This is a genomic window from Bacillus sp. MUM 13 (assembly GCF_001866725.1).
In the GTDB taxonomy this organism is placed as follows: domain Bacteria; phylum Bacillota; class Bacilli; order Bacillales; family DSM-1321; genus Peribacillus.
In genome coordinates, this window is sequence record NZ_MLYQ01000027.1 from 22,929 (window position 1) to 42,069 (window position 19,141).

Genomic DNA, 19,141 nt, shown 5'->3' on the forward strand with positions numbered 1-19,141 from the left:
TGTAAAAATTGAATAGTACTTATCGAGAGAGGTGGAGGGACTGGCCCTTTGAAGCCCGGCAGCCGCTGACACAGTCAGAATGGTGCCAATTCCAGCAGAGTCATGCACTCTGGCAGATAAGCAGGGGATAAATCGAAACTTCTTCTTATCGGGGGAAGTTTTTTTGTGTGTTTTTTTATTCAAGATGAAGGCAGAATTGAATGGAAAAGGAGATAGAGAGATGAAATTTGGATTTTGGCTTCCCATCTTTGGCGGATGGCTTCGAAATGTAGATGATGAAAACATGCCGCCAACCTTTGAATATGCCAAGACTGTCATCCAGGCTGCAGAACAGTGGGGATATGATACGACATTGATTGCTGAACTTTACTTGAATGATATAAAAGGGCCTGAACAAGATTCGCTTGAGGCCTGGACTACAGCAGCAGGGCTTGCTGCTGTGACCGAAAAAATCGAAATTATGACCGCTGTCAGGCCTGGATTCCATAATCCGGCTGTTACAGCAAAAATGGCGGCGAATATCGACCAGATAAGCAATGGCCGATTCACGCTGAATATTGTTTCAGCCTGGTGGGAGGAAGAGGCTCGCCAGTATGGAGGGATCTTTACGGCCCATGATGAACGATATGACCGCACGGAAGAATTCATTGATGTTATTCAGGGCTTATGGAAAGAAGATGTCTTTTCCTATAAGGGAAAGTACTATGATATCAAAGATGCCCATTTAAGCCCAAAACCGGTGCAGCGGCCTAATCCAATCCTATATGCCGGCGGTGAAAGTGAACGCGGCAAACAGGTGATAACGGGAAAATGTGACGCATATGTGATGCATGGCGGAACAGTTGAAGAAATCAGGGGTAAAATTCAAGGAATGAAGGAAAGACGGGCAGAATCAGGAAAACAGCCTTTCTCATCTTTTGGATTGGCCGCCTATGTAATCTGCAGGGACAGTGAAGAAGAAGCACAGGAAGAACTTAAGAGAATTACGGATGTTAAAGAATCCAGTGCATATGCCGGATATAATGATTTCGTTAATAAGTCGCAGCTTGAGCAGCAGGTCAAGCTTTATGATTATTCGGTCTCCAACAGGGGATTGCGCCCGAACCTTATTGGGACTCCAGAACAGATTGCAGAGCGTATCATTAAATTTGAAGAAGCGGGAGTAGATTTGCTTTTGCTTCAGTTTTCACCGCAGCTGGAAGAAATGGAGCGCTTCGCGAAACAGGTAAAACCGCTTGTGGAGAAAAAACGCCAAAAAACAAAAGCCTGACGGTCAAGTTTTGAAGCTTATAACAGGAGGCTATAATAATGAGCAAAATTTACATCATTCACGAAAACAGCGAATGGACAGAGCATCTGACAAACAGATTGAATGAACTGAACCTGCCTTATGAAGAGTGGCATCTTGACCATGGACTGGTGGACTTATCCCAGGAGCCGCCGGAAGGCGTGTTTTACAGCAGAATGAGCGCTTCTTCCCATACAAGGGGCCACCGTTTTGCGCCTGAACTTACCGAGTCGGTCTTGGCATGGCTTGAGCAGCACGGACGGAAGGTCCTGAACGGCAGCCGGGCTCTCCGATTGGAAGTGAGCAAGGTCAATCAATACACGGCACTAGCAAGCCATGGCATTAAAACACCTAAAACCATCGCTGCAGCCGGGAGAGATATGATTATAGAAGCAGCCGGGAAGTTGGGTGCAGAATCCTTTATCACCAAACATAACCGTGCCGGAAAGGGACTTGGGGTCCAGCTGTTCCATTCCATTGATGCACTGAAGCAATATGTGGATAGCCCTGATTTTGAAGAACCGGTCGATGGCATTACACTGATTCAGGAATATATCAAATCCCCTGAGCCATATATCACCCGCTGTGAATTTGTTGGCGGAAAATTTGTGTATGCTGTCCGTGTCGACACATCTGAGGGCTTTGAGCTGTGCCCGGCGGACGCATGCCAGATTGGCGATTTATTCTGCCCTGTTGGGGAGGAGGTTCCTGAAAAGCCAAAATTCCAGGTTATTGAAGGTTTCCGGGAGCCCATTATCGAGCAATACGAAACGTTCCTGAAAGAAAATCAAATTGCTGTTGCCGGGATTGAATTTATCAGAAACAGTGAAGGGGAAATCTTCACATATGACATTAATACAAATACAAATTATAACAGCGATGCAGAAAAAGCGGCAGGGAAATTTGGCATGCTGGAATTAGCCAGGCTATTGGGCAATGAATTGAAAATAGTTGAACCAGCCCGTTTATAAGATATTCATATATAACAAAAACCATCTTTGGAGCACCCAAAGATGGTTTTTGTTTATGCAGTTAAGGCTATAAAAGAGTCAGCTTTGGCCTTCATTCGCCCAATCTTCCACGTTCCATACCTTTGTCACCCAATCCTCATAGAAATCAGGCTCATGGCAGACAAGGACAATAGTGCCTTTATAGGCTTTCATGGCGCGCTTAAGCTCTTCTTTAGCTACAATATCCAAGTGGTTGGTCGGCTCGTCAAACAAAAGCCAGTTGCTTTCTGTCAGCATTAGCTTGCATAAGCGGACCTTCGCCTGTTCACCTCCGCTCAGCTGGTTCAGCGGGCGGGTTATGTGGTCATTTTTCAAGCCGACCCTTGCAAGGATTCCTCTTACCTGAGGCTGCTCCAGACTCGGGAATGCATTCCAAATTTCGTCAAGCGGCGTGGTGCCTGCAGCTTTCACTTCCTGTTCGAAATAAGAAGGGAAAAGGAAATCGCCAAGGATGACCTTGCCGCTAATGGGCTTAATTTTGCCGAGAATGGTTTTTAGCAGTGTGGACTTCCCGACACCGTTGCTTCCGACCACTGCAATTTTGTCTCCGCGTTCAATCGTTGTTGTAAGCTTAGGGAAGAGCGGGCGGTCATACCCAATTTCTAATGCTTCACCCTCGAACACAAACCTGCTGCTTCCTCGCGACTCTTTAAAATCAAAGGTGGGCTTCATGGCCGTTTCAGGACGGTCGATCCGTTCGATTTTCTCAAGCTGCTTCTGTCTGCTCTTTGCGCGGCCCGTTGTTGAATAGCGTGCTTTATTTTTCGCTATGAAATCTTCCTGCTTCTTGATGAATTCCTGCTGTTTTTCATAGGCATGGATATGCTGATTTTTATTGATTTCAGCTAATTCCAGGAACTTTTCATAGGTAGCTGTATAACGAGTCAGTTTGGAGAATTCCAGATGAAAGATAACGTCAACTACGCCATTCATAAATTCCGTGTCATGGGAAATTAAAAGATAGGCATGCGGATATTCCTTCAAATAGTTGCTTAGCCAGCGGATATGCTCGACATCCAGATAGTTGGTAGGTTCATCTAATAAAAGAACCTCAGGCTGCTCCAATAACAGCTTGGCAAGCAGAACCTTAGTCCGCTGCCCGCCGCTAAGAGCAGAAACATCACGGTCAAGTCCGATGGCATCCAGGCCAAGTCCGCGTGCAGCTTCTTCTACCTTGATATCAAGATTGTAAAAGCCCCCTGCTTCCAGCTTGTCCTGAATGACACCCATCTGTTCCAAAAGCTCTTCAAGCTCTTCCGGAGAAGCTGTCCCCATTTTCTCTGTGACTTCATTCAGGGCCTTTTCTTCTTCAAATAGCGGAAGAAAGGCATCTCTTAAAACATCACGGATGGTCTTTCCCTTCGTAAGCACGGTATGCTGATCCAAGTATCCGTATACGACGCCCGGAGTCCATTCCATCCGCCCTGTATCATGAATTAAATGTCCGGTTATGATATTCATTAAAGTAGATTTGCCGACGCCATTCGCACCGACCAGGCCAACATGTTCACCAGCCATTAAACGAAAGGAAACATCCTTGAACAATGTACGGTCGCCGAAGCTATGGCCCAATTTATCTATAGAAAGTAAGCTCATTATTTGTGAACCTCCAATATTTATTAACACATCCATAGTCCATCTTACTAAAATCCGTGATAGATTGCTATCCTTGCTTGCCAGTCCGCCCAAAAATACCAGAAACAGCAAGGAAGCACCAATCGACAAATTTCTCGGGAAATAATTGTTGAATCATATGCTTTGTAAAAGTGATTTGCTGATTACAGGGGTTCAATTGGCAAAAGGGAGCTCGCGGGGCTGGCCCCAAAAGGAAGCTTTCGTACCGGAAATCAGCAGGCAAGTTTAACAGGACCAAGTTGTTGAGAGCCATGTAAGTTACATCCCATATCGTCGCTCTCCAAAGCAATTTATGAGATAATGTACGGGAACAAACATTTCTTGCATTTTAGGAAATTGAAAGGATGTTATCATGAGTAAAACACTTATACTGGCTGAAAAACCTTCAGTCGGAAGAGATATAGCTAAAGTGCTGAATAGCCATAAAAAAGGAAATGGTTTTTTTGAGGGAGATCAATATATTGTCACTTGGGCGCTGGGACATTTAGTTACCCATGCAGATCCTGAAGCGTACGATGAAAAGTATAAAGCTTGGAAGCTAGAGGACCTGCCGATGCTGCCCGACTCTTTGAAATTGGTAGTCATCAAACAGACCGGCAAGCAGTTTCAGGCAGTGAAGACCCAGCTGAACCGGAAAGATGTTAAGGATGTCGTTATCGCGACAGACGCAGGCCGTGAAGGAGAGCTTGTCGCAAGGTGGATTCTTGAGAAGGCTCATGTCAAAAAGCCCGTCAAGCGCCTATGGATTTCATCTGTGACTGACAAAGCGATCAAAGACGGATTCCGCAAGCTAAAGGATGGAAGGGAATATGAAAACCTTTATGCTTCTGCGGTTGCAAGGGCGGAAGCCGACTGGATCGTAGGCATGAATGCGACAAGGGCGCTTACAACCAAATATAATGCCCAATTATCCTGCGGCAGGGTACAGACCCCGACACTTGCCATGATTGCGAAAAGAGAGGACGAAATAAAGAGCTTCAGCCCGAAGCCATATTACGGGTTAAAAGCTTTGGCTTCTAATATGCATTTGATCTGGCAGGATGGAAAAACAAAGGATACCCGCACATTCGAAAAAGAGAAAGCAGAAAGCATCCTGGCTAAGGCAAGAAACCAAAGCGCCGAGGTCGCAGACGTTGATAAGACGACTAAAAAAAGCTTTGCTCCGCAGCTTTACGATTTGACGGAGCTTCAGAGGGATGCGAATAAAAAGTACGGGTACTCTGCAAAGGAAACACTGTCCATTATGCAGGGGCTGTATGAAAGCCATAAGGCCTTAACCTATCCGAGAACCGACTCAAGGCATTTATCTTCGGATATTGTTGATACCTTAAAGGAACGGCTTGAAGCTGTTAGGGTGAAGCCGTATTCCATGCTCGCTTCCAAAATTCTCAGAAGCCCCATTAAAGTGAACAAATCGTTTGTCGATGACAGCAGGGTATCAGATCACCATGCCATCATACCGACTGAACAAACGCCTATCATGAGTAAATTAAGCGACAAGGAATATAAAATATATGACTTGGTTGTCAGAAGATTTCTTGCTGTGCTCCTGCCTCCTTTTGAATATGAGCAGACAACCATCAAAGCAATAATCGGAGGAGAAGTTTTTGCAGCCAGAGGCAAAGTGGCATTACATTCCGGATGGAAGGAAGCATATGATCACCAGACAGATGAAGAGGACTCTAATGATGGTCTCCTTGAACAAATGCTGCCGTCCGTGACTAAGGGCGATGTGCTTAAGATAACAAACCTCTCTATGACCAATGGGGAAACAAAGCCGCCTGAGCCGCTGAATGAAGCCACCCTGCTTTCTGCCATGGAAAATCCATCGAAATACATGAGCGGTGAACGAAAGGATCTTATAAAGACACTGGGTGAAACCGGCGGAATCGGAACCGTTGCTACCCGTGCAGATGTGATTGAGAAACTTTTTAATACCTTCTTAATTGAGAAAAAGGGAAAAGGGATATTTGTCACCTCAAAAGGCAAACAGCTTCTTGACCTAGCCCCGGATGAACTGCGCTCGCCGGCATTGACAGCCCAGTGGGAGCAGAAATTGACTGCCATTGCAAAAGGGCAGCTTCCTAAGCAGGCTTTCATCAGCGAGATGAAGGCATATGCCAAGGATATAGTTACAGATATCAAAAACAGCAGCAAGAAGTTCAAGCATGACAATCTGACAGGAACTAAATGTCCTGATTGCGGAAAACCGCTGCTTGAAGTAAATGGAAAAAAAGGAAAGATGCTCGTCTGCCAGGACAGGGAATGCGGATACCGAAAAGGAGTTTCCCGGGCTACAAACGCAAGATGCCCGCAATGCCATAAAAAGATGGAGATGCGCGGCCAGGGTGAGGCACAGACCTTTGTCTGCAAGTGCGGCTATCATGAGAAGCTTTCCTCTTTTAATAAAAGAAGAGGCAAAGGCAAAGACCAAAAAGCATCCAAAAAAGACGTATCAAGCTATCTGAACAAGCAAAATAAAGATGAACCAATCAATACGGCTCTTGCCGATGCACTTGCTAAACTAAAGTTTGATTAACTCAAAAAAGGATGAAGCAGATTTGCTTCATCCTTTTTTATCGCGTCAGGGATCAGATTGGGCCTCTATGGGCTGTGATACATAGACAAAAGCCTTTATGCCTTATCATCTATTCTTTTGCTCCTGGGCCAAAGTGAATAGCTGAAGCTGTATAGAAAGTCGATTGCAAGAGCAATAGACCACCATTTAATAAGCTTCTTTATTTCTTCAGTATTGTCAGAATCGCCAATATATAGAATCATTCCGTACATCAGTGCTATGCCGATCATCCAGGATAAAAAGTGCCTGAACCATCCTATGCGTTCAGCGCGTGCATGCCCGGCTCCGAATTTAGGAGCTTTTTCCGGTATCGGACCATCTGCCATCCAATAAGAGAATCTCTGATCCATCCATTTAATCATGGAATGGCCAAATCCTGCTGTTACACCTATATATACAGCAGATAAGGCATGGAATATAGTTGCAGGAGCTCCATTTTTTAAGTCAATCACTGTGAAAACAAGTAAAAGCAAGTCTATGATGGGTGTGCATAATAAAACCATTCCGCCTATTTTTCTCTGTTTAAGGACATAGTGGATAAACAGCCCTCCGAGGACTATCAGCCAAAATCCAGCTTCACAAACTAAAATGAGCCAACCAATCAATATTCCGCACTCCTTTTTTAATACAAATGTATTAAATACATAATAGCACAGCTGTATTAAAACAATCAACGGTGATATAATAAAAATATGCCAAAAATAGTTGATCATCAAAAACAAAAAGAAAAATTAGCCGAAGCGGCCTGGCGGATCATTGCTGAAGAAGGGATGGAGCATGCAACCGTCAGAAGAGTCGCTAAAGAAGCGGGCATCTCGCTTGGCTCGCTGCGTCATTATTTTCCTACACAATCAGAACTGCTCCTTTTTTCAATGCAGCTAGTATTGGAACGAATAAGAAAAAGGGCAAGCAGCTTAAAACTTGACGGTCCGCCGGTAGAAGACATGAAACTGATACTAAGAGAAATCCTGCCTGTGGATGAACAAAAAAGATATGAAACGGAGGTATGGCTTGCTTTTACAGTGAAAGCGATGAGTGAACCTTCACTCCGCAAATTCAGCAATGAAATCTATGAAGAAACGAAATCTGCCATTTTCTTCATCATACAATCACTTGAAAACCTTGGGCTTGCATCACCAAATCTCGATGTGTTTCTTGAAACGGAGCGGCTATATGCTCTTATAGATGGATTAGCATTACATCATCTGCAAAAAGGGGATGAAGTCACACCAAAGCTTATGGAAGCTGTAATTGCACTTCATCTAGAAAGTCTTTGCAGAAGAAATTCTTGAAAGGAAAATCCAGGGCAGCACAAAGTTTCATAACTTGCTTATACGGACATGCGGCGTATTATGGTTCAACTCCCAATGAAGCAATTTGCCAATCAGTTTATGAAATACTAAAACCATAAAGATGTGAAATAGATGGAGCAAACACTCGCATTGGCGGGTGTTTTTGTATGCCTGCTAACAAGCGTGCTGCTATGATAGATGGAGCATGCATTTTAGTGAACAGATCTAATAACTGTATGGTATGATTTTTATTAGAAATAAAACTGACGGGGGTAGAATATGGACGTAAACAAAGAGCTGCACGAATTTTTATTGGAGAAGACCTGGGGTTTAACCGAAGAATGGTACGGTTCTTTGGATAAAAGCGATCCCGCTGGTGTTTATTCGTCTACTGATCCTGAAGTTATTAAAGCCGTTAAACAGCAAAATTACGAATTTCATATTCATTTTTGTGATCTTTTTATAAAAGATGAATCTAGTTTTATAGAAAACTTCGAATCCTGGATTCTGGAAATTGCCCAGGATGAACAGCATCTAGGTACGCCTATCCATTTCATATTAAGGGAGTTTTTCAGGACACAGGAACAGTATTTGGATTTGCTTCAGCAATTTTTTTCACTTCATAAAGGGAATTATTCAGAGGATGCAATTTCCTCATGGGAACGGAAAGTTATTAAAATATTTAGTAAGGTCATGATTTGGTTTGTACAGGAAAACCATAATTATGCCATGAAAAGGCTCGAATCGCAGCAAAGAATGATTAATGAATTGAGTTCTCCTGTCATCCCGATTGGCAGCAGTACCGCCTTGCTTCCGCTAGTGGGGGATATTGATACGGCAAGGGCCAAATTCATTCTTGAAAATACACTGGAACAATGTGCCGAGAAGCTGATTAAATTGCTGTATATTGATTTATCTGGAGTAGTCATCATGGATACTATGGTTGCGCAGCAGATTTTTCAATTAATCAAAGCTCTAAGCTTAATTGGAGTAAAATCTATCTTATCCGGCATCCGGCCGGAAATCGCTCAAACAGCCATCCAGCTGGGGCTTGATTTCAATAATGCAAATATAAAAAGAAACCTTGAACTTGTATAGCATTATCAGCCGCCTCTTTCTCTAAGGGCTTCAGACAAACCTGGGATGACCTGCGAGAAAGCTAAAAATATTAGAAATGGATAAAACCGCCTGGATTTTATGGGCGGTTTTTTGATGTGGTTTTTTTCGAATAATAAATCTGCAGGTTTGGAAAAGAAGGATAACAGCTTAGAGTTGTTGAATTTTCACCTTATAAGTGATTCTAAGGTATGTGCTGTAAGTATAAGTGCAAATAAGCTTTGAGGCATTAATGCCTGAGTTAATGAAATGAAAGGTGGCGTTGTAATATGAAAATGGCAATTATACTTAATGGGGTTAAATTGGATTAGTGGGTAAGCGTATCATTCCCCTATAAACTGCGTGTCCCCTACATATAGGAGGATTATCATTTTGGGATATATAGAGCAACAGAGCCGATATACGATAGAAATTGGCAAAGTGAGATTCCAGTTAAAAGAGCATCATGATTTTTTATGGCTAAAAAAAATTGGGGATGTTTTTTGTGTATTCGATGAATAGGATTCCGGGAATATTTGTTTTGGAGTAGAAATTAACAATAAAAAGCTTTTTGTCAAATATGCTGGAGCTAAAACGCTGGAATTTTCAGGTGACACAAAAGATGCAGTTGATCGCTTAATAGAGGCAATATCAATTTATAAGAAATTAGAGCATCCAAATTTAATAAAGCTGGTTGACCATTTTTCTGTTGGAAAAGGTTATGCAGCAGTATTTGAATGGGTCGAAGGTGAATGCCTGCATTCTCATTGGTCTTTTGGGGGAATGGCTAAGTATACAAACCCTGAGTCTCCATTCTATAGATTTCGAAGCCTTGTTATTAGAAAACGTTTGGACGCCCTTGATACAATTTTTTCTTTTCATACTTTTGTAGAATCACAAGGGTTCATTGCAGTAGATTTTTATGATGGAAGTATATTATATGATTTTAAATATCATAAAACGAAAATTTGTGATATAGATTTTTATCGTAAATCCCCTTTTGTAAATAATATAGGGGAGCATTTTTGGGGTGCTAAAAGATCTAAAGCTCCAGAGGAATTCACTTTAGGGGCCCCTATTAATTCAAGAACCAATGTTTTTACAATGGGAGCCATTGCTTTTGGCTTGTTAGGCGGAGAAATGAATCACACCTTGGCAAAGTGGGAAGCTGACAAGGAATTATATGAAGTAGCCTTTAAAGCTGTTGAAAAAGAGCGAAATAATCGTTATGCGACTGTGAAAGAATTTTATGAAGCGTGGAATAAAGCATTAAAATAGTTTTTATTAAAGGCTTTTTTCTTAAAGATTGTTGTTTTTTTATATTTTCTGTGAAGCGATTTAGTTGCTAAACAGGGGTGATTGGAGTGTAAGGTGCGAGACTCCTGCGGGATTAGCGGGAAGCGAGCATCCTGGAAAGGAAATCAACCCCCTTGTTCCATAGCAACATATTTACGAAATCAGCATAATTAAACATAGGCAACACTTTGAAATGACCAATATTAGCCCAATAACAAAAAACCTCCAAGCCCTTAAGGGCTTGGAGGTTTTTATTAGCGTCCCAGATAGGAATCGAACCTACGACCTACAGCTTAGGAGGCTGTCGCTCTATCCTGCTGAGCTACTGGGACATGTTGAAGCATCTGTTATATTATATGCCGGCCGCAGTTACTTTTCAAGTATATTGGTTAAATAATTCTCTAACCTCCCATTTATAGTCTCTGATTTGATGAAATTATAAGGAATTTTCAGAGGAAATGACGGGGGCTTTTTAGAATATATATGAAGATGGCATAGATCATAAAGGAGAAGAGATAGATGGAAAAATCACAAAAAGTAGTGCCACGCATTACCCTGAGTGCTGCTGAGCTTGAAGAAATTAAGGAACTTGAGCTGATTTGTGTGAAGCATGATGGAATCGAGATGAAATTAAATTGGAGTATGCTTTGCAAAAGGCGGGGCAGTGAGGTAAATGACCTTTTATATTATGAAGATGGGAGGCTGGCGGGTTTCCTGGGGATTTATTTCTTTGGCAGGACAGAGGCAGAAATAAGCGGGATGGTACATCCGGACTTTAGAAGGAGAGGGATTTTTTCTGCTCTTTTGAAAAAGGCTGAGGAAGAATGCAGGAAGAATAAGTTTCAGCGAATTCTTTTGATTTGTCCTGGCAATTCAGCAACAGGAAAGGAATTTGCCCTTGCGAAAAAAGCAGAGTATTCCTTTTCGGAGTATTTTATGGAACGTAAAGATGGGGCTCTCCCTGCGCGGCCGGGATCTATTTCTTTAAGGAAAACCGAGCCTGGTGATTTTGAAACATTAGTCACGCTTAATCAAGAAGGGTTTTCCATATCAAAGGAGGAAGCGGCGGAGTTCTTAAAAAGCAGGATGGAAAATAGCGGGGATGTTACACTTATTGCCGAAATAGAGGGGATGCCGGTCGGTAAAATCGGTCTGAAGCTTGAGCCGGACAATGTTTTTATATACGGTTTCAGTGTTATGGAAAAGCTGAGAGGCAAAGGCTACGGACGGCAAATCCTGCAGCAGAGCATCCAATACACACAAGAAGTGCTGAAGAAAAAATATAATTCTCTCGAAGTGGCCGCGGAGAACGAAGGGGCATTGCATTTATATCAATCGTGCGGATTTGTAACAGTAAGAAGCATCGACTACTATGCCAGCCCGCTTTGAAATATTTTGGCTCATTTCTTAAAGATTGTTGTTTTTTAATTTGTTTTGTGAGGCGTTACCATTGTCAAGTCAGGTTGATTGGAGCGTAAGGTGCGAGACTCCTGCTTAGATTAGCAGAACAGGTGAGACCTAAGCAGGCGCAGCCGAGGAGGCCACCGGCTGCCCCGCGAAAAGCGAGCATCCAGGAGCGGAAATTAACCCCCTTGTTTTATAGCAACAAAGTTTACGAAAACAGCCAATATTTTAATGAAAACAGGGTCCGTTACACTCGGGACCCTGTTTCTTTGATTAGTTTACTGTCTTTTTGAAAATAAAATATGAGTAGACAATGGGGAGCAGGGCAATTGCCAGGATGATTGGAATCATGACGGATGTGAGCAGTGCGGCAGGCAAAAAGGCAGAAGCCATCAATAAAACCCCGGCAATCATAAAGGTTTTGGAGCCAAATCGGTGGGTTTTCTTCCAGACTGTTTCATTACTCAGTGTCCAAGGTGTTTTAATTCCGACAAAATAATTAGGCTTCAAAGAGTTTGTGTAGTTTCCGATGACGATAAACAATAGTCCCACAAAAATAGTGACAAGATGGCTCATCGGCAGCTGATAGCCAAGACCGGATAAAATGGTAAATATATTGATGAAAAAGAAAAACATCAACAGACAGTAGGTGATCATTCCGTAACTTCTTTTGAAGTACTTGTAATTTTCCTTTTTTGGATCAAGTTTTGGACTAAAAGCGAGGATGACATACAGCAGAATCATCATCCCTGTATTCATTAACATCGCATCCAGTTTGGTTCCATAACCGTCCGCTCCGTCTGTGCCCCAGTGAACGGGAATCTTTCCGGGAAGGTCCCGGTAAAAAATGAGCCAAAGCATGACAGTAGCTCCTATGATTACTATTGGAATAAGGTGCTTTTTCATACAATCACTTCTCCTCTTTTTCTACAAAATTAAAAGCCCAGCTTATTAATTCCTGGAAGACGGTGGTGTTCAATGAATATACGATGAATTGTCCTTTTTTTTCATCATTAACGAGCCCGGCGTTCTTTAAGATTTTCAAGTGCTGAGAAATACTTGGCTTACTCATGCTGAAGTGATCTGAAATTTCTCCTGCACTTAAATCCTCCTCTTTCAGCAGGTCGAGGATTTTCCTTCTTGTAGCGTCTGACAGGGCTTTAAATGCGTCGTTCATAACAAAAAATTCTTCCCTTCCTGGTCATTTCAATTAAGTATTTAGTTATTTAACTAAATTATAAAACGTCCGTTTTCAAAAGTAAATAGGCTGCTCGCATGTTTTACATATAAAGTTTTTTTATGAAGTGAAATAATTCATTTGGAATTTAGCCAAGCAAGTGTTATTTTAGATACGCAGGTTTTGTTTTCACATGCACTTATTTGATATAAATGGGAGTACGATTAATGGCCAATAAATTATTGCGAGGTACAGTCCAGCTTTCTTCTGCATCCTTTATCTCCAAGATACTCGGATTTATCTATATGATCCCGCTTGGAATGATGATCGGGAGTACAGGGAACGCTCTGTACAGATATGCTTATGGACCCTATGCCATCATGATCAGTTTATCCACCATGGGCATTCCGCTTGCCATTTCCAAAATGATATCTAAATATAATGAATTGGAACGGCAGGATGTGGTGCAGAGAATCTTTAAATCAGGCATCCTTTTGATGCTGGCTTCTGGATTTACCGCCTTTCTCGTTCTCTATATGCTTTCCCCTTTAATGGCCAGAATTGTCGTTAATGACAGCAGCAGCGGAAATTCGCTGGAAAGTGTCATCTTTAATATTAAGCTGGTGAGCTTTGCCTTGATTATTGTCCCGCCAATGAGTTTTCTCCGCGGCTATTTCCAGGGGCACCAGACGATGGGTCCGCCAGCTGTAAGTACGGTAGTGGAACAAATTGCAAGGGTTATCTTTATTTTGGCAGGAGTTTTTGTCACAATAAAATTCCTGCATCTGTCCGTAACGGCTGCAGTGGGAGTTGCCACCTTTGCTGCGTTTATTGGAGCTGTTTTTGGAATTGCTGTACTTATTAAACAGGTTTGGAAAAGAAGGGATCATATCTTCAGTCCAGCTGCGGCAAGAGAGGGAAGCCCCGACATTTCCATCAGGGAAATTTTCAAGGAGATTATTCAGCATTCGATTCCTTTTGTTGTGATGGGAATGAGCTTACCGCTATATCAGAATATCGATTCATATTCGATTAATAGGATTTTAATGCATATAGGCTTTAAGCAGCATGACGCTGAGGATATTAATGGTGTCATTTCATATGCCCAGGTCCTTGTATTGCTTCCGGTTTCAATCACGACGGGTCTCAGTGTATCAATTATCCCGAATATGACGAAATCCTTTGTTGCCAATAATTATAAATTGATGAGAAAGCAGATGAACCAGTCCTTCCTGGTGCTGATGACCATCATGCTGCCGGCTGCATTTGGAATGTTTGCTTTAGCAGAGCCTCTTTATTACATTATGTTTCCTAATGCAACTCCTGAAATGGGGGGTGGGCTCTTGAGGGTTTATGCTCCGGCAGGTCTTCTTATTGCCATCTATGGCGTTACAACATCCATCCTTCAGACCGTGAATCAGCAAAAAAAAGCAATCGCTGGTCTTGCAGCTGGTCTCATAGTTAAGCTGGCCTTGAACTTCATTCTGCCAAACTACTATCCTGAGTCCGGATTCATCATTGCAACATACTTTGGATATCTTACATCTTTGACTGTAAATATCATCGTTATAAATAGAAATATCGGCATCAATCTCAAAAATATAAAATTCAGGCTCATAAGTCTCATCGCTTCCACCGTCATTATGGTACTTGTCGTGTCAGCGGTGAAAAACCTTTTGATGGCTTTGTTTTTTCCAAAGGCGACTTACGTGAATGAGTTAATTGTTGTGATTATCGGAGTTCTTGCTGGCATACTGGCATTTGGCGGTGTGCTATATGCGCTGAATTTTACCAGGATAAAAAAATATATTAAAATGAAACAATAGATGATGGCGGCATTCCCAATAGGGGTGCTGCTTTTTTTGACACAAAATTTTCAGATAATTCAGCGTTCCGGCAAGAGGGCGGGTGGTATAATTAGAAAGATAGCAAGCCGAAATAGGAGGGATGACATGAATTCCAATAATGAAGGCCCAAGAGACTTAATGTCGGAGATTTTTAGAGAATATGAAAGAGATGAAGCAGGATTAAAATCGAACCCGGGATACGGAAAGCCTTTACCCAAAAAGCTGTTTACGGGAAATGTGTATGATAACTTTGTCAATACAGCAAAAAATGCAGGATACCTGCCTCCCTGGGTGAAGCTCCAGCAGGAAATAAGAGATCTTCTGCAAGAAGCAGTTGAGCAGGATAAAGCCGGAGTTCTTCTTGCTGCTATTAACGAAAAAATAAGAAAGTATAATAGTCAGTGCCCGGTCAGTATGCAGCGGGGACTGATTGAAAAGGACTCCATCAGGACACAGATGAAATCCTGGCTATAGAGATTATGACTGGAAAGAGGGCGAGCGGCTAATTTTTTTGGCAATCAGCCTCTTTTTTTGTTTGGCTCTATTAGATGATCTCCTCTATTTTTAAACAGCGATTTCATGGCAGAATGATTGATGCAATCCTTTTCCCCGCCTTCCGCTCTATGAAATTTCTAAACATTTGCATGCGTAAACAGCAAACATCTCTTTTTTTCAATATCGTTTGGTGTATAATCGATATGAACAAAATAAATGTGAAAACAGTACTGGGTGTCTTTTTTAAGACTTAAAAGGGAAGCTGGTGAAATGCCAGCGCGGTCCCGCCACTGTAAATGGGAGTAAGCAGCAATAGGCCACTGTACAAGCTACGGGAAGGCGCTGCAGACAATGACCATAAGCCAGGAGACCTGCCTGTAACTGTACACCAATAAACCCGCGAGGATGGGGAGGTGTGTGGCGGACAAGGTTAATATTTTGCCATGCAGCTATCTCCAATGATTATTGGAGTTTTTTTTGTTTTAGGGAAAAATGAAGAAAGCGGAGGTTGTGTAGAATGAAGAAAATCTTTTCACTGCTGTTTTTAATGACTCTGGTTGGCATGCTTATGGGAGGGTGCGCCCCGGAACAGAAGAAAACGGAGGATTCAGGAGAAAGCAAAAATAAAACGGAGCAAACCGCAGTATTTCCGCTGAAGGTAAAAGATGCTTCCGGAAATGAAGTGAAAATTGAAAAGAAACCTAAGAGGATTGTTTCCATTATCCCAAGCAACACAGAGACCGCCTATGCTTTAGGCCTTGGCAAAGAGGTTGTGGGAGTCTCTGATTTTGATAACTATCCAAGTGACGTGAAGAATAAGGAAAAAATAGGCGGCATGGAATTCAACGTCGAAAAAATCCTTTCCTTGAAGCCGGATTTGGTGCTGACTCATGAATCTATCATAAAAAGTGCAGCTGACCTGCATAAACAGCTGCAGGATGCCGGAATTCCTGTTGTTGTGGTAAACGATGCCCAAAGCTTTGACAAAGTATATCAAAGCATCGAACTGATTGGAACAGCAACAGGGGAAAAGGTCAAAGCGGATCAGATTATTGACGGCATGAAGAAAAAAATAGCAGGGATAGAAAAAAAGGCTGAGGGCATAAAGGAACAGAAGAAAGTTCTTTTTGAAGTGTCTCCTGCACCGGAAATCTATACAACAGGAAAAAATACTTTTATGGATGAAATGACAGGCATCATACATGCTAAAAATGCAGCTGGAGACCAAAATGGATGGGTTAAACTGGATCAGGAAGCTATGATTAAGCATAATCCGGATGTCATTATCACAACATACGGCGGAAGCAAACAGGTCTTGGACAGAAAAGGCTGGCAGGATGTGAATGCAGTAAAGAACAAACGGGTGTTTGATGTGAATACAGATCTTCTGACACGTTCAGGCCCGCGCCTTGCTGAAGGAGTAGAGGAACTTGCTAAAACAGTCTATCCGGAAACGTTTAAATAATCGGGGGCTTGCCTATGCCGCGGCAGCTGCTTTTTTAGTTTGGGCTGCCCTCATGGGTATTTCCATAGGCAGTGTTTCAGTTCCTTTTTTAAGCATTCTCCAAATCATCGGGAAGGGTGTATTTCACCTTCCCCTTGATTATTCCGATTCCATGTACACGAATATAGTGCTGAACATAAGGCTTCCGCGCGTTATTTTAGCAGGGCTTGTCGGGGCTTCTCTAGCTGTTGCAGGTGCCTCATTTCAGGGGCTGCTGCAAAACCCGCTGGCTGATCCGTATACACTCGGTGTTTCTTCAGGCGCTTCTGCAGGCGCAGTCCTTACATTATTCTTTAACATGTCCATCCCTTTTTTAGGGTTGTTCACTTTGCCGCTTCTCAGCATCTTGTTTTCAATGATTACGATATTCATCGTGCTTGGGTTTTCGCGCAAAATTGACCCGGCCATGAAGGTTGAGACCATTATCCTGACGGGTATTATCTTCAGTTCCTTTTTAGGGGCGGTCATCTCACTGATGATTGCCTTGAGCGGGGAGGAGCTGCGGCAGATCATTGGCTGGCTGCTTGGAAGCGTCTCGATGCGGGGATGGGATTATATCGTGATCCTGCTGCCATTTTTTATCATCGGCGCATTATTGCTGGTGCTGAATGCGCGGGAACTGAATGCCATGTCTTTTGGCGAAGAAAAGGCCCGTCATCTTGGTGTGGATGTTCAGAAAAGAAAGTTGATCATCCTGATTGCAGGCTCCATATTAACAGGCGCTGCTGTAGCGGTCTCAGGGACCATTGGATTTGTCGGGCTGGTCATTCCTCATCTTGCTAGGCTTCTTTGGGGGCCCGACCACAAGCATCTGCTGCCGCTTTCGATGCTTTCAGGGAGCGGTTTTCTAATATTGGCCGACCTTATTTCACGCACTATTATTGCACCGGCCGAATTGCCGATTGGTGTGATTACAAGCCTGATTGGCGCCCCGGCATTTGCGGTAATTTTATTAAAGAGAAGAGCAGAAAGTAGGGGATGAAGATGCTGAGTGCGGACAGATTGGAGGGCGGCTATGGGGGCCGGTCCGTCTTGCAGGATATATCCTTTGAAGTTAAGCAGGGAGAGCTGTTTGGAATACTTGGGCCAAATGGAAGCGGTAAGACTACTTTGTTAAAAATGCTGAGCGGGATTATTAAGGCACAAAAAGGAAGAATTGAAATAAAGGGCAAAAACCTGAATGAATATTCAGCTAAAGAACTTGCCAGAATTGTGGCTGTATTGCCGCAGCATTATGATCAGAGCTTTGCCTATTCGGTGAAAGAAACAGTTTCTCTCGGGAGATATGCCCATCAAAGAGGATGGCTGCAGTCATGGAATGAAAAGGATGAAGAAATTGTTCAAAAAGCCATGGCCGATACAGGAGTGGACTCCTTCGGGAATAGGTACATACAGGAGCTTTCGGGAGGAGAGAGACAGCGTGTATTTCTCGCGCAGGCCCTGGCACAGGAGCCTGAGATCCTGCTATTGGATGAGCCCACCAATCATCTGGATCTTTCCTTTCAAAAAGAACTCCTGGATTTGCTGAGAAAGTGGACATCCCAAGGAGGCCTTACGGTCATTTCCATCTTTCATGATTTGAATCTGGCCGCCCTTTATTGCGACAGGCTGCTTCTTATGGAGAAGGGAAAAATGGACCTGCTAGCTGTTCCGCATCATGTACTGCAGGAACAGCGGATCAGCAGGGTATATAATACCGAAATTCTTAAACAAAGCCACCCTGCTGTCGATAAGCCTCAAATGGTCATAATGCCTGAAAGAGCCGCCGGCAATGATGGCTGCTATAAAATGAGCGGAGAATTTCTGCACACTGAACCCGGCGTCGTTGAGTTTCAATCTCCTATTCCGCTGAAAACGGTATCTACCGAGCACGGGATAAGCTGGTACAGCCGATTTTTAATGAAGACTGAACAAACTCATGATGGCAGCTTGGAATTTGATTCAGGAACCTATTGGTCTAGTACAAATGCTGACCGTCTTAATGTGAGTACTGGGTACGCACATGATAATTCTGTATTTGCAGTCATGATTCACAGTACAGAAGAGCATAGGGATCAGCGGGTGATATGGGTGTTTATCGATGCAGCATTATCAGAGGCAGCGATGATAGAGTGTGTTGCCGTCTGTGCAAACGCACAAGCAAGGGCACATTCAGGAGACGGGACCCAAAATCCTCATACAGAGATTTTAGTTGCTTCTACTCAAAAAGGAAAAGAAATCAAAGAGCGAAAGCAAATCACTTCTTTAAAAGATCTGGTTGCTGACAGCATAGAGAGCTGTCTGCTGGAGCTATGAATGCAGTCTCTAACATACCGGAGCATCTTCAATCATTTGGAGATGTTTTTTGAACATGTTTTGTTCATTTAACGGACTCTGCAATCTTAAACTATCGTAGGTACCGGTCATTTTACATACAAAATTTTCAAAAAGCTGGCTGGCGGAGGAGTTAGCCTGTAAGATGGCGAAATCCTAAAGGGAAGCCTGCTGGGATACAAAAGGAAATGTCGTGCATATAACGGG

General features: G+C 42.9%; 15 protein-coding genes, 1 tRNA gene, 1 pseudogene and 2 riboswitches. Of the genes and pseudogenes, 12 read left to right on the forward strand and 5 right to left on the reverse strand.

Annotated elements, in window-relative coordinates; genetic code table 11:
* Nucleotides 1-16: 16 nt before the first annotated feature.
* Nucleotides 17-123: riboswitch (SAM riboswitch) on the forward strand.
* Between the two features lie 97 nt (nt 124-220).
* Nucleotides 221-1,270 (forward strand): LLM class flavin-dependent oxidoreductase, encoded by a 1,050-nt coding sequence (locus BIV59_RS08280; RefSeq protein ID WP_071351112.1) that lies wholly within the window; start codon nt 221-223, stop codon nt 1,268-1,270.
* Nucleotides 1,271-1,308: 38 nt separating this feature from the next.
* Complete coding sequence (locus tag BIV59_RS08285) at nt 1,309-2,259, forward strand: ATP-grasp domain-containing protein (RefSeq protein WP_071351004.1); 951 nt, start codon at nt 1,309-1,311, stop codon at nt 2,257-2,259.
* A 78-nt stretch (nt 2,260-2,337) separates the two neighbouring features.
* Here BIV59_RS08285 and BIV59_RS08290 read toward each other — a convergent pair whose 3' ends face one another.
* Nucleotides 2,338-3,894, reverse strand: a complete 1,557-nt coding sequence (locus tag BIV59_RS08290) for an ABC-F family ATP-binding cassette domain-containing protein (RefSeq protein WP_071351005.1) — start codon at nt 3,892-3,894, stop codon at nt 2,338-2,340.
* A gap of 391 nt (nt 3,895-4,285) precedes the next feature.
* Here BIV59_RS08290 and BIV59_RS08300 point away from each other — a divergent pair, with 391 nt between their 5' ends.
* Complete coding sequence (locus BIV59_RS08300) at nt 4,286-6,472, forward strand: DNA topoisomerase III (RefSeq protein ID WP_071351007.1); 2,187 nt, start codon at nt 4,286-4,288, stop codon at nt 6,470-6,472.
* Between the two features lie 95 nt (nt 6,473-6,567).
* Here the strand turns inward: BIV59_RS08300 and BIV59_RS08305 are convergent, their stop codons facing one another.
* Nucleotides 6,568-7,116 carry a hypothetical protein gene (locus BIV59_RS08305; protein WP_071351008.1) on the reverse strand — a complete coding sequence of 183 codons (549 nt, stop codon included), beginning with the start codon at nt 7,114-7,116 and terminating at the stop codon, nt 6,568-6,570.
* Between the two features lie 87 nt (nt 7,117-7,203).
* Here BIV59_RS08305 and BIV59_RS08310 point away from each other — a divergent pair, with 87 nt between their 5' ends.
* The 3 genes and pseudogenes from BIV59_RS08310 (at nt 7,204) to BIV59_RS08320 (ending at nt 10,176) form a co-directional block, all read left to right on the forward strand.
* Entirely contained in the window at nt 7,204-7,803 is a 600-nt protein-coding gene (locus BIV59_RS08310) for a TetR/AcrR family transcriptional regulator (protein ID WP_071351009.1), read from the forward strand.
* Nucleotides 7,804-8,082: 279 nt separating this feature from the next.
* Complete coding sequence (locus BIV59_RS08315) at nt 8,083-8,901, forward strand: STAS domain-containing protein (RefSeq protein WP_071351010.1); 819 nt, start codon at nt 8,083-8,085, stop codon at nt 8,899-8,901.
* Nucleotides 8,902-9,300: 399 nt separating this feature from the next.
* Nucleotides 9,301-10,176: pseudogene (locus tag BIV59_RS08320) on the forward strand (protein kinase domain-containing protein).
* Between the two features lie 276 nt (nt 10,177-10,452).
* On the opposite strand, the gene BIV59_RS08325 reads toward BIV59_RS08320, so the two are convergent.
* Nucleotides 10,453-10,526, reverse strand: a tRNA-Arg gene (locus BIV59_RS08325).
* A gap of 187 nt (nt 10,527-10,713) precedes the next feature.
* On the opposite strand from BIV59_RS08325, the gene BIV59_RS08330 reads away from it, so the two are divergent.
* Nucleotides 10,714-11,583, forward strand: coding sequence for a GNAT family N-acetyltransferase (locus BIV59_RS08330; RefSeq protein WP_071351011.1), 870 nt, complete (start codon nt 10,714-10,716; stop codon nt 11,581-11,583).
* 288 nt (nt 11,584-11,871) lie between these two features.
* On the opposite strand, the gene BIV59_RS08335 is transcribed toward BIV59_RS08330, so the two are convergent.
* On the reverse strand, nt 11,872-12,504 hold the full coding sequence (locus tag BIV59_RS08335) for an SdpI family protein (RefSeq protein ID WP_071351012.1): 633 nt from the start codon (nt 12,502-12,504) through the stop codon (nt 11,872-11,874).
* Between the two features lie 4 nt (nt 12,505-12,508).
* Nucleotides 12,509-12,775 (reverse strand): autorepressor SdpR family transcription factor, encoded by a 267-nt coding sequence (locus tag BIV59_RS08340; protein ID WP_071351013.1) that lies wholly within the window; start codon nt 12,773-12,775, stop codon nt 12,509-12,511.
* Nucleotides 12,776-13,002: 227 nt separating this feature from the next.
* On the opposite strand from BIV59_RS08340, the gene BIV59_RS08345 reads away from it, so the two are divergent.
* The 5 genes from BIV59_RS08345 to BIV59_RS08365 all read left to right on the forward strand — a co-directional run bounded on the left by BIV59_RS08345 (nt 13,003) and on the right by BIV59_RS08365 (nt 18,916).
* Nucleotides 13,003-14,601 carry a putative polysaccharide biosynthesis protein gene (locus tag BIV59_RS08345; protein ID WP_071351014.1) on the forward strand — a complete coding sequence of 533 codons (1,599 nt, stop codon included), beginning with the start codon at nt 13,003-13,005 and terminating at the stop codon, nt 14,599-14,601.
* 126 nt (nt 14,602-14,727) lie between these two features.
* On the forward strand, nt 14,728-15,096 hold the full coding sequence (locus tag BIV59_RS08350) for a DnaJ family domain-containing protein (protein ID WP_083392096.1): 369 nt from the start codon (nt 14,728-14,730) through the stop codon (nt 15,094-15,096).
* Between the two features lie 236 nt (nt 15,097-15,332).
* Nucleotides 15,333-15,510: riboswitch (cobalamin riboswitch) on the forward strand.
* 124 nt (nt 15,511-15,634) lie between these two features.
* A complete protein-coding gene (locus BIV59_RS08355; protein ID WP_071351015.1) occupies nt 15,635-16,582 on the forward strand; it encodes an ABC transporter substrate-binding protein in 948 nt (315 codons plus the stop codon).
* Nucleotides 16,548-17,603 carry a FecCD family ABC transporter permease gene (locus tag BIV59_RS08360; protein WP_071351016.1) on the forward strand — a complete coding sequence of 352 codons (1,056 nt, stop codon included), beginning with the start codon at nt 16,548-16,550 and terminating at the stop codon, nt 17,601-17,603. The genes BIV59_RS08355 and BIV59_RS08360 overlap by 35 nt, the downstream gene beginning before the upstream one ends.
* Nucleotides 17,600-18,916 (forward strand): heme ABC transporter ATP-binding protein, encoded by a 1,317-nt coding sequence (locus tag BIV59_RS08365; RefSeq protein ID WP_346417318.1) that lies wholly within the window; start codon nt 17,600-17,602, stop codon nt 18,914-18,916. The genes BIV59_RS08360 and BIV59_RS08365 overlap by 4 nt, the downstream gene beginning before the upstream one ends.
* The last annotated feature ends 225 nt before the right edge of the window (nt 18,917-19,141 follow it).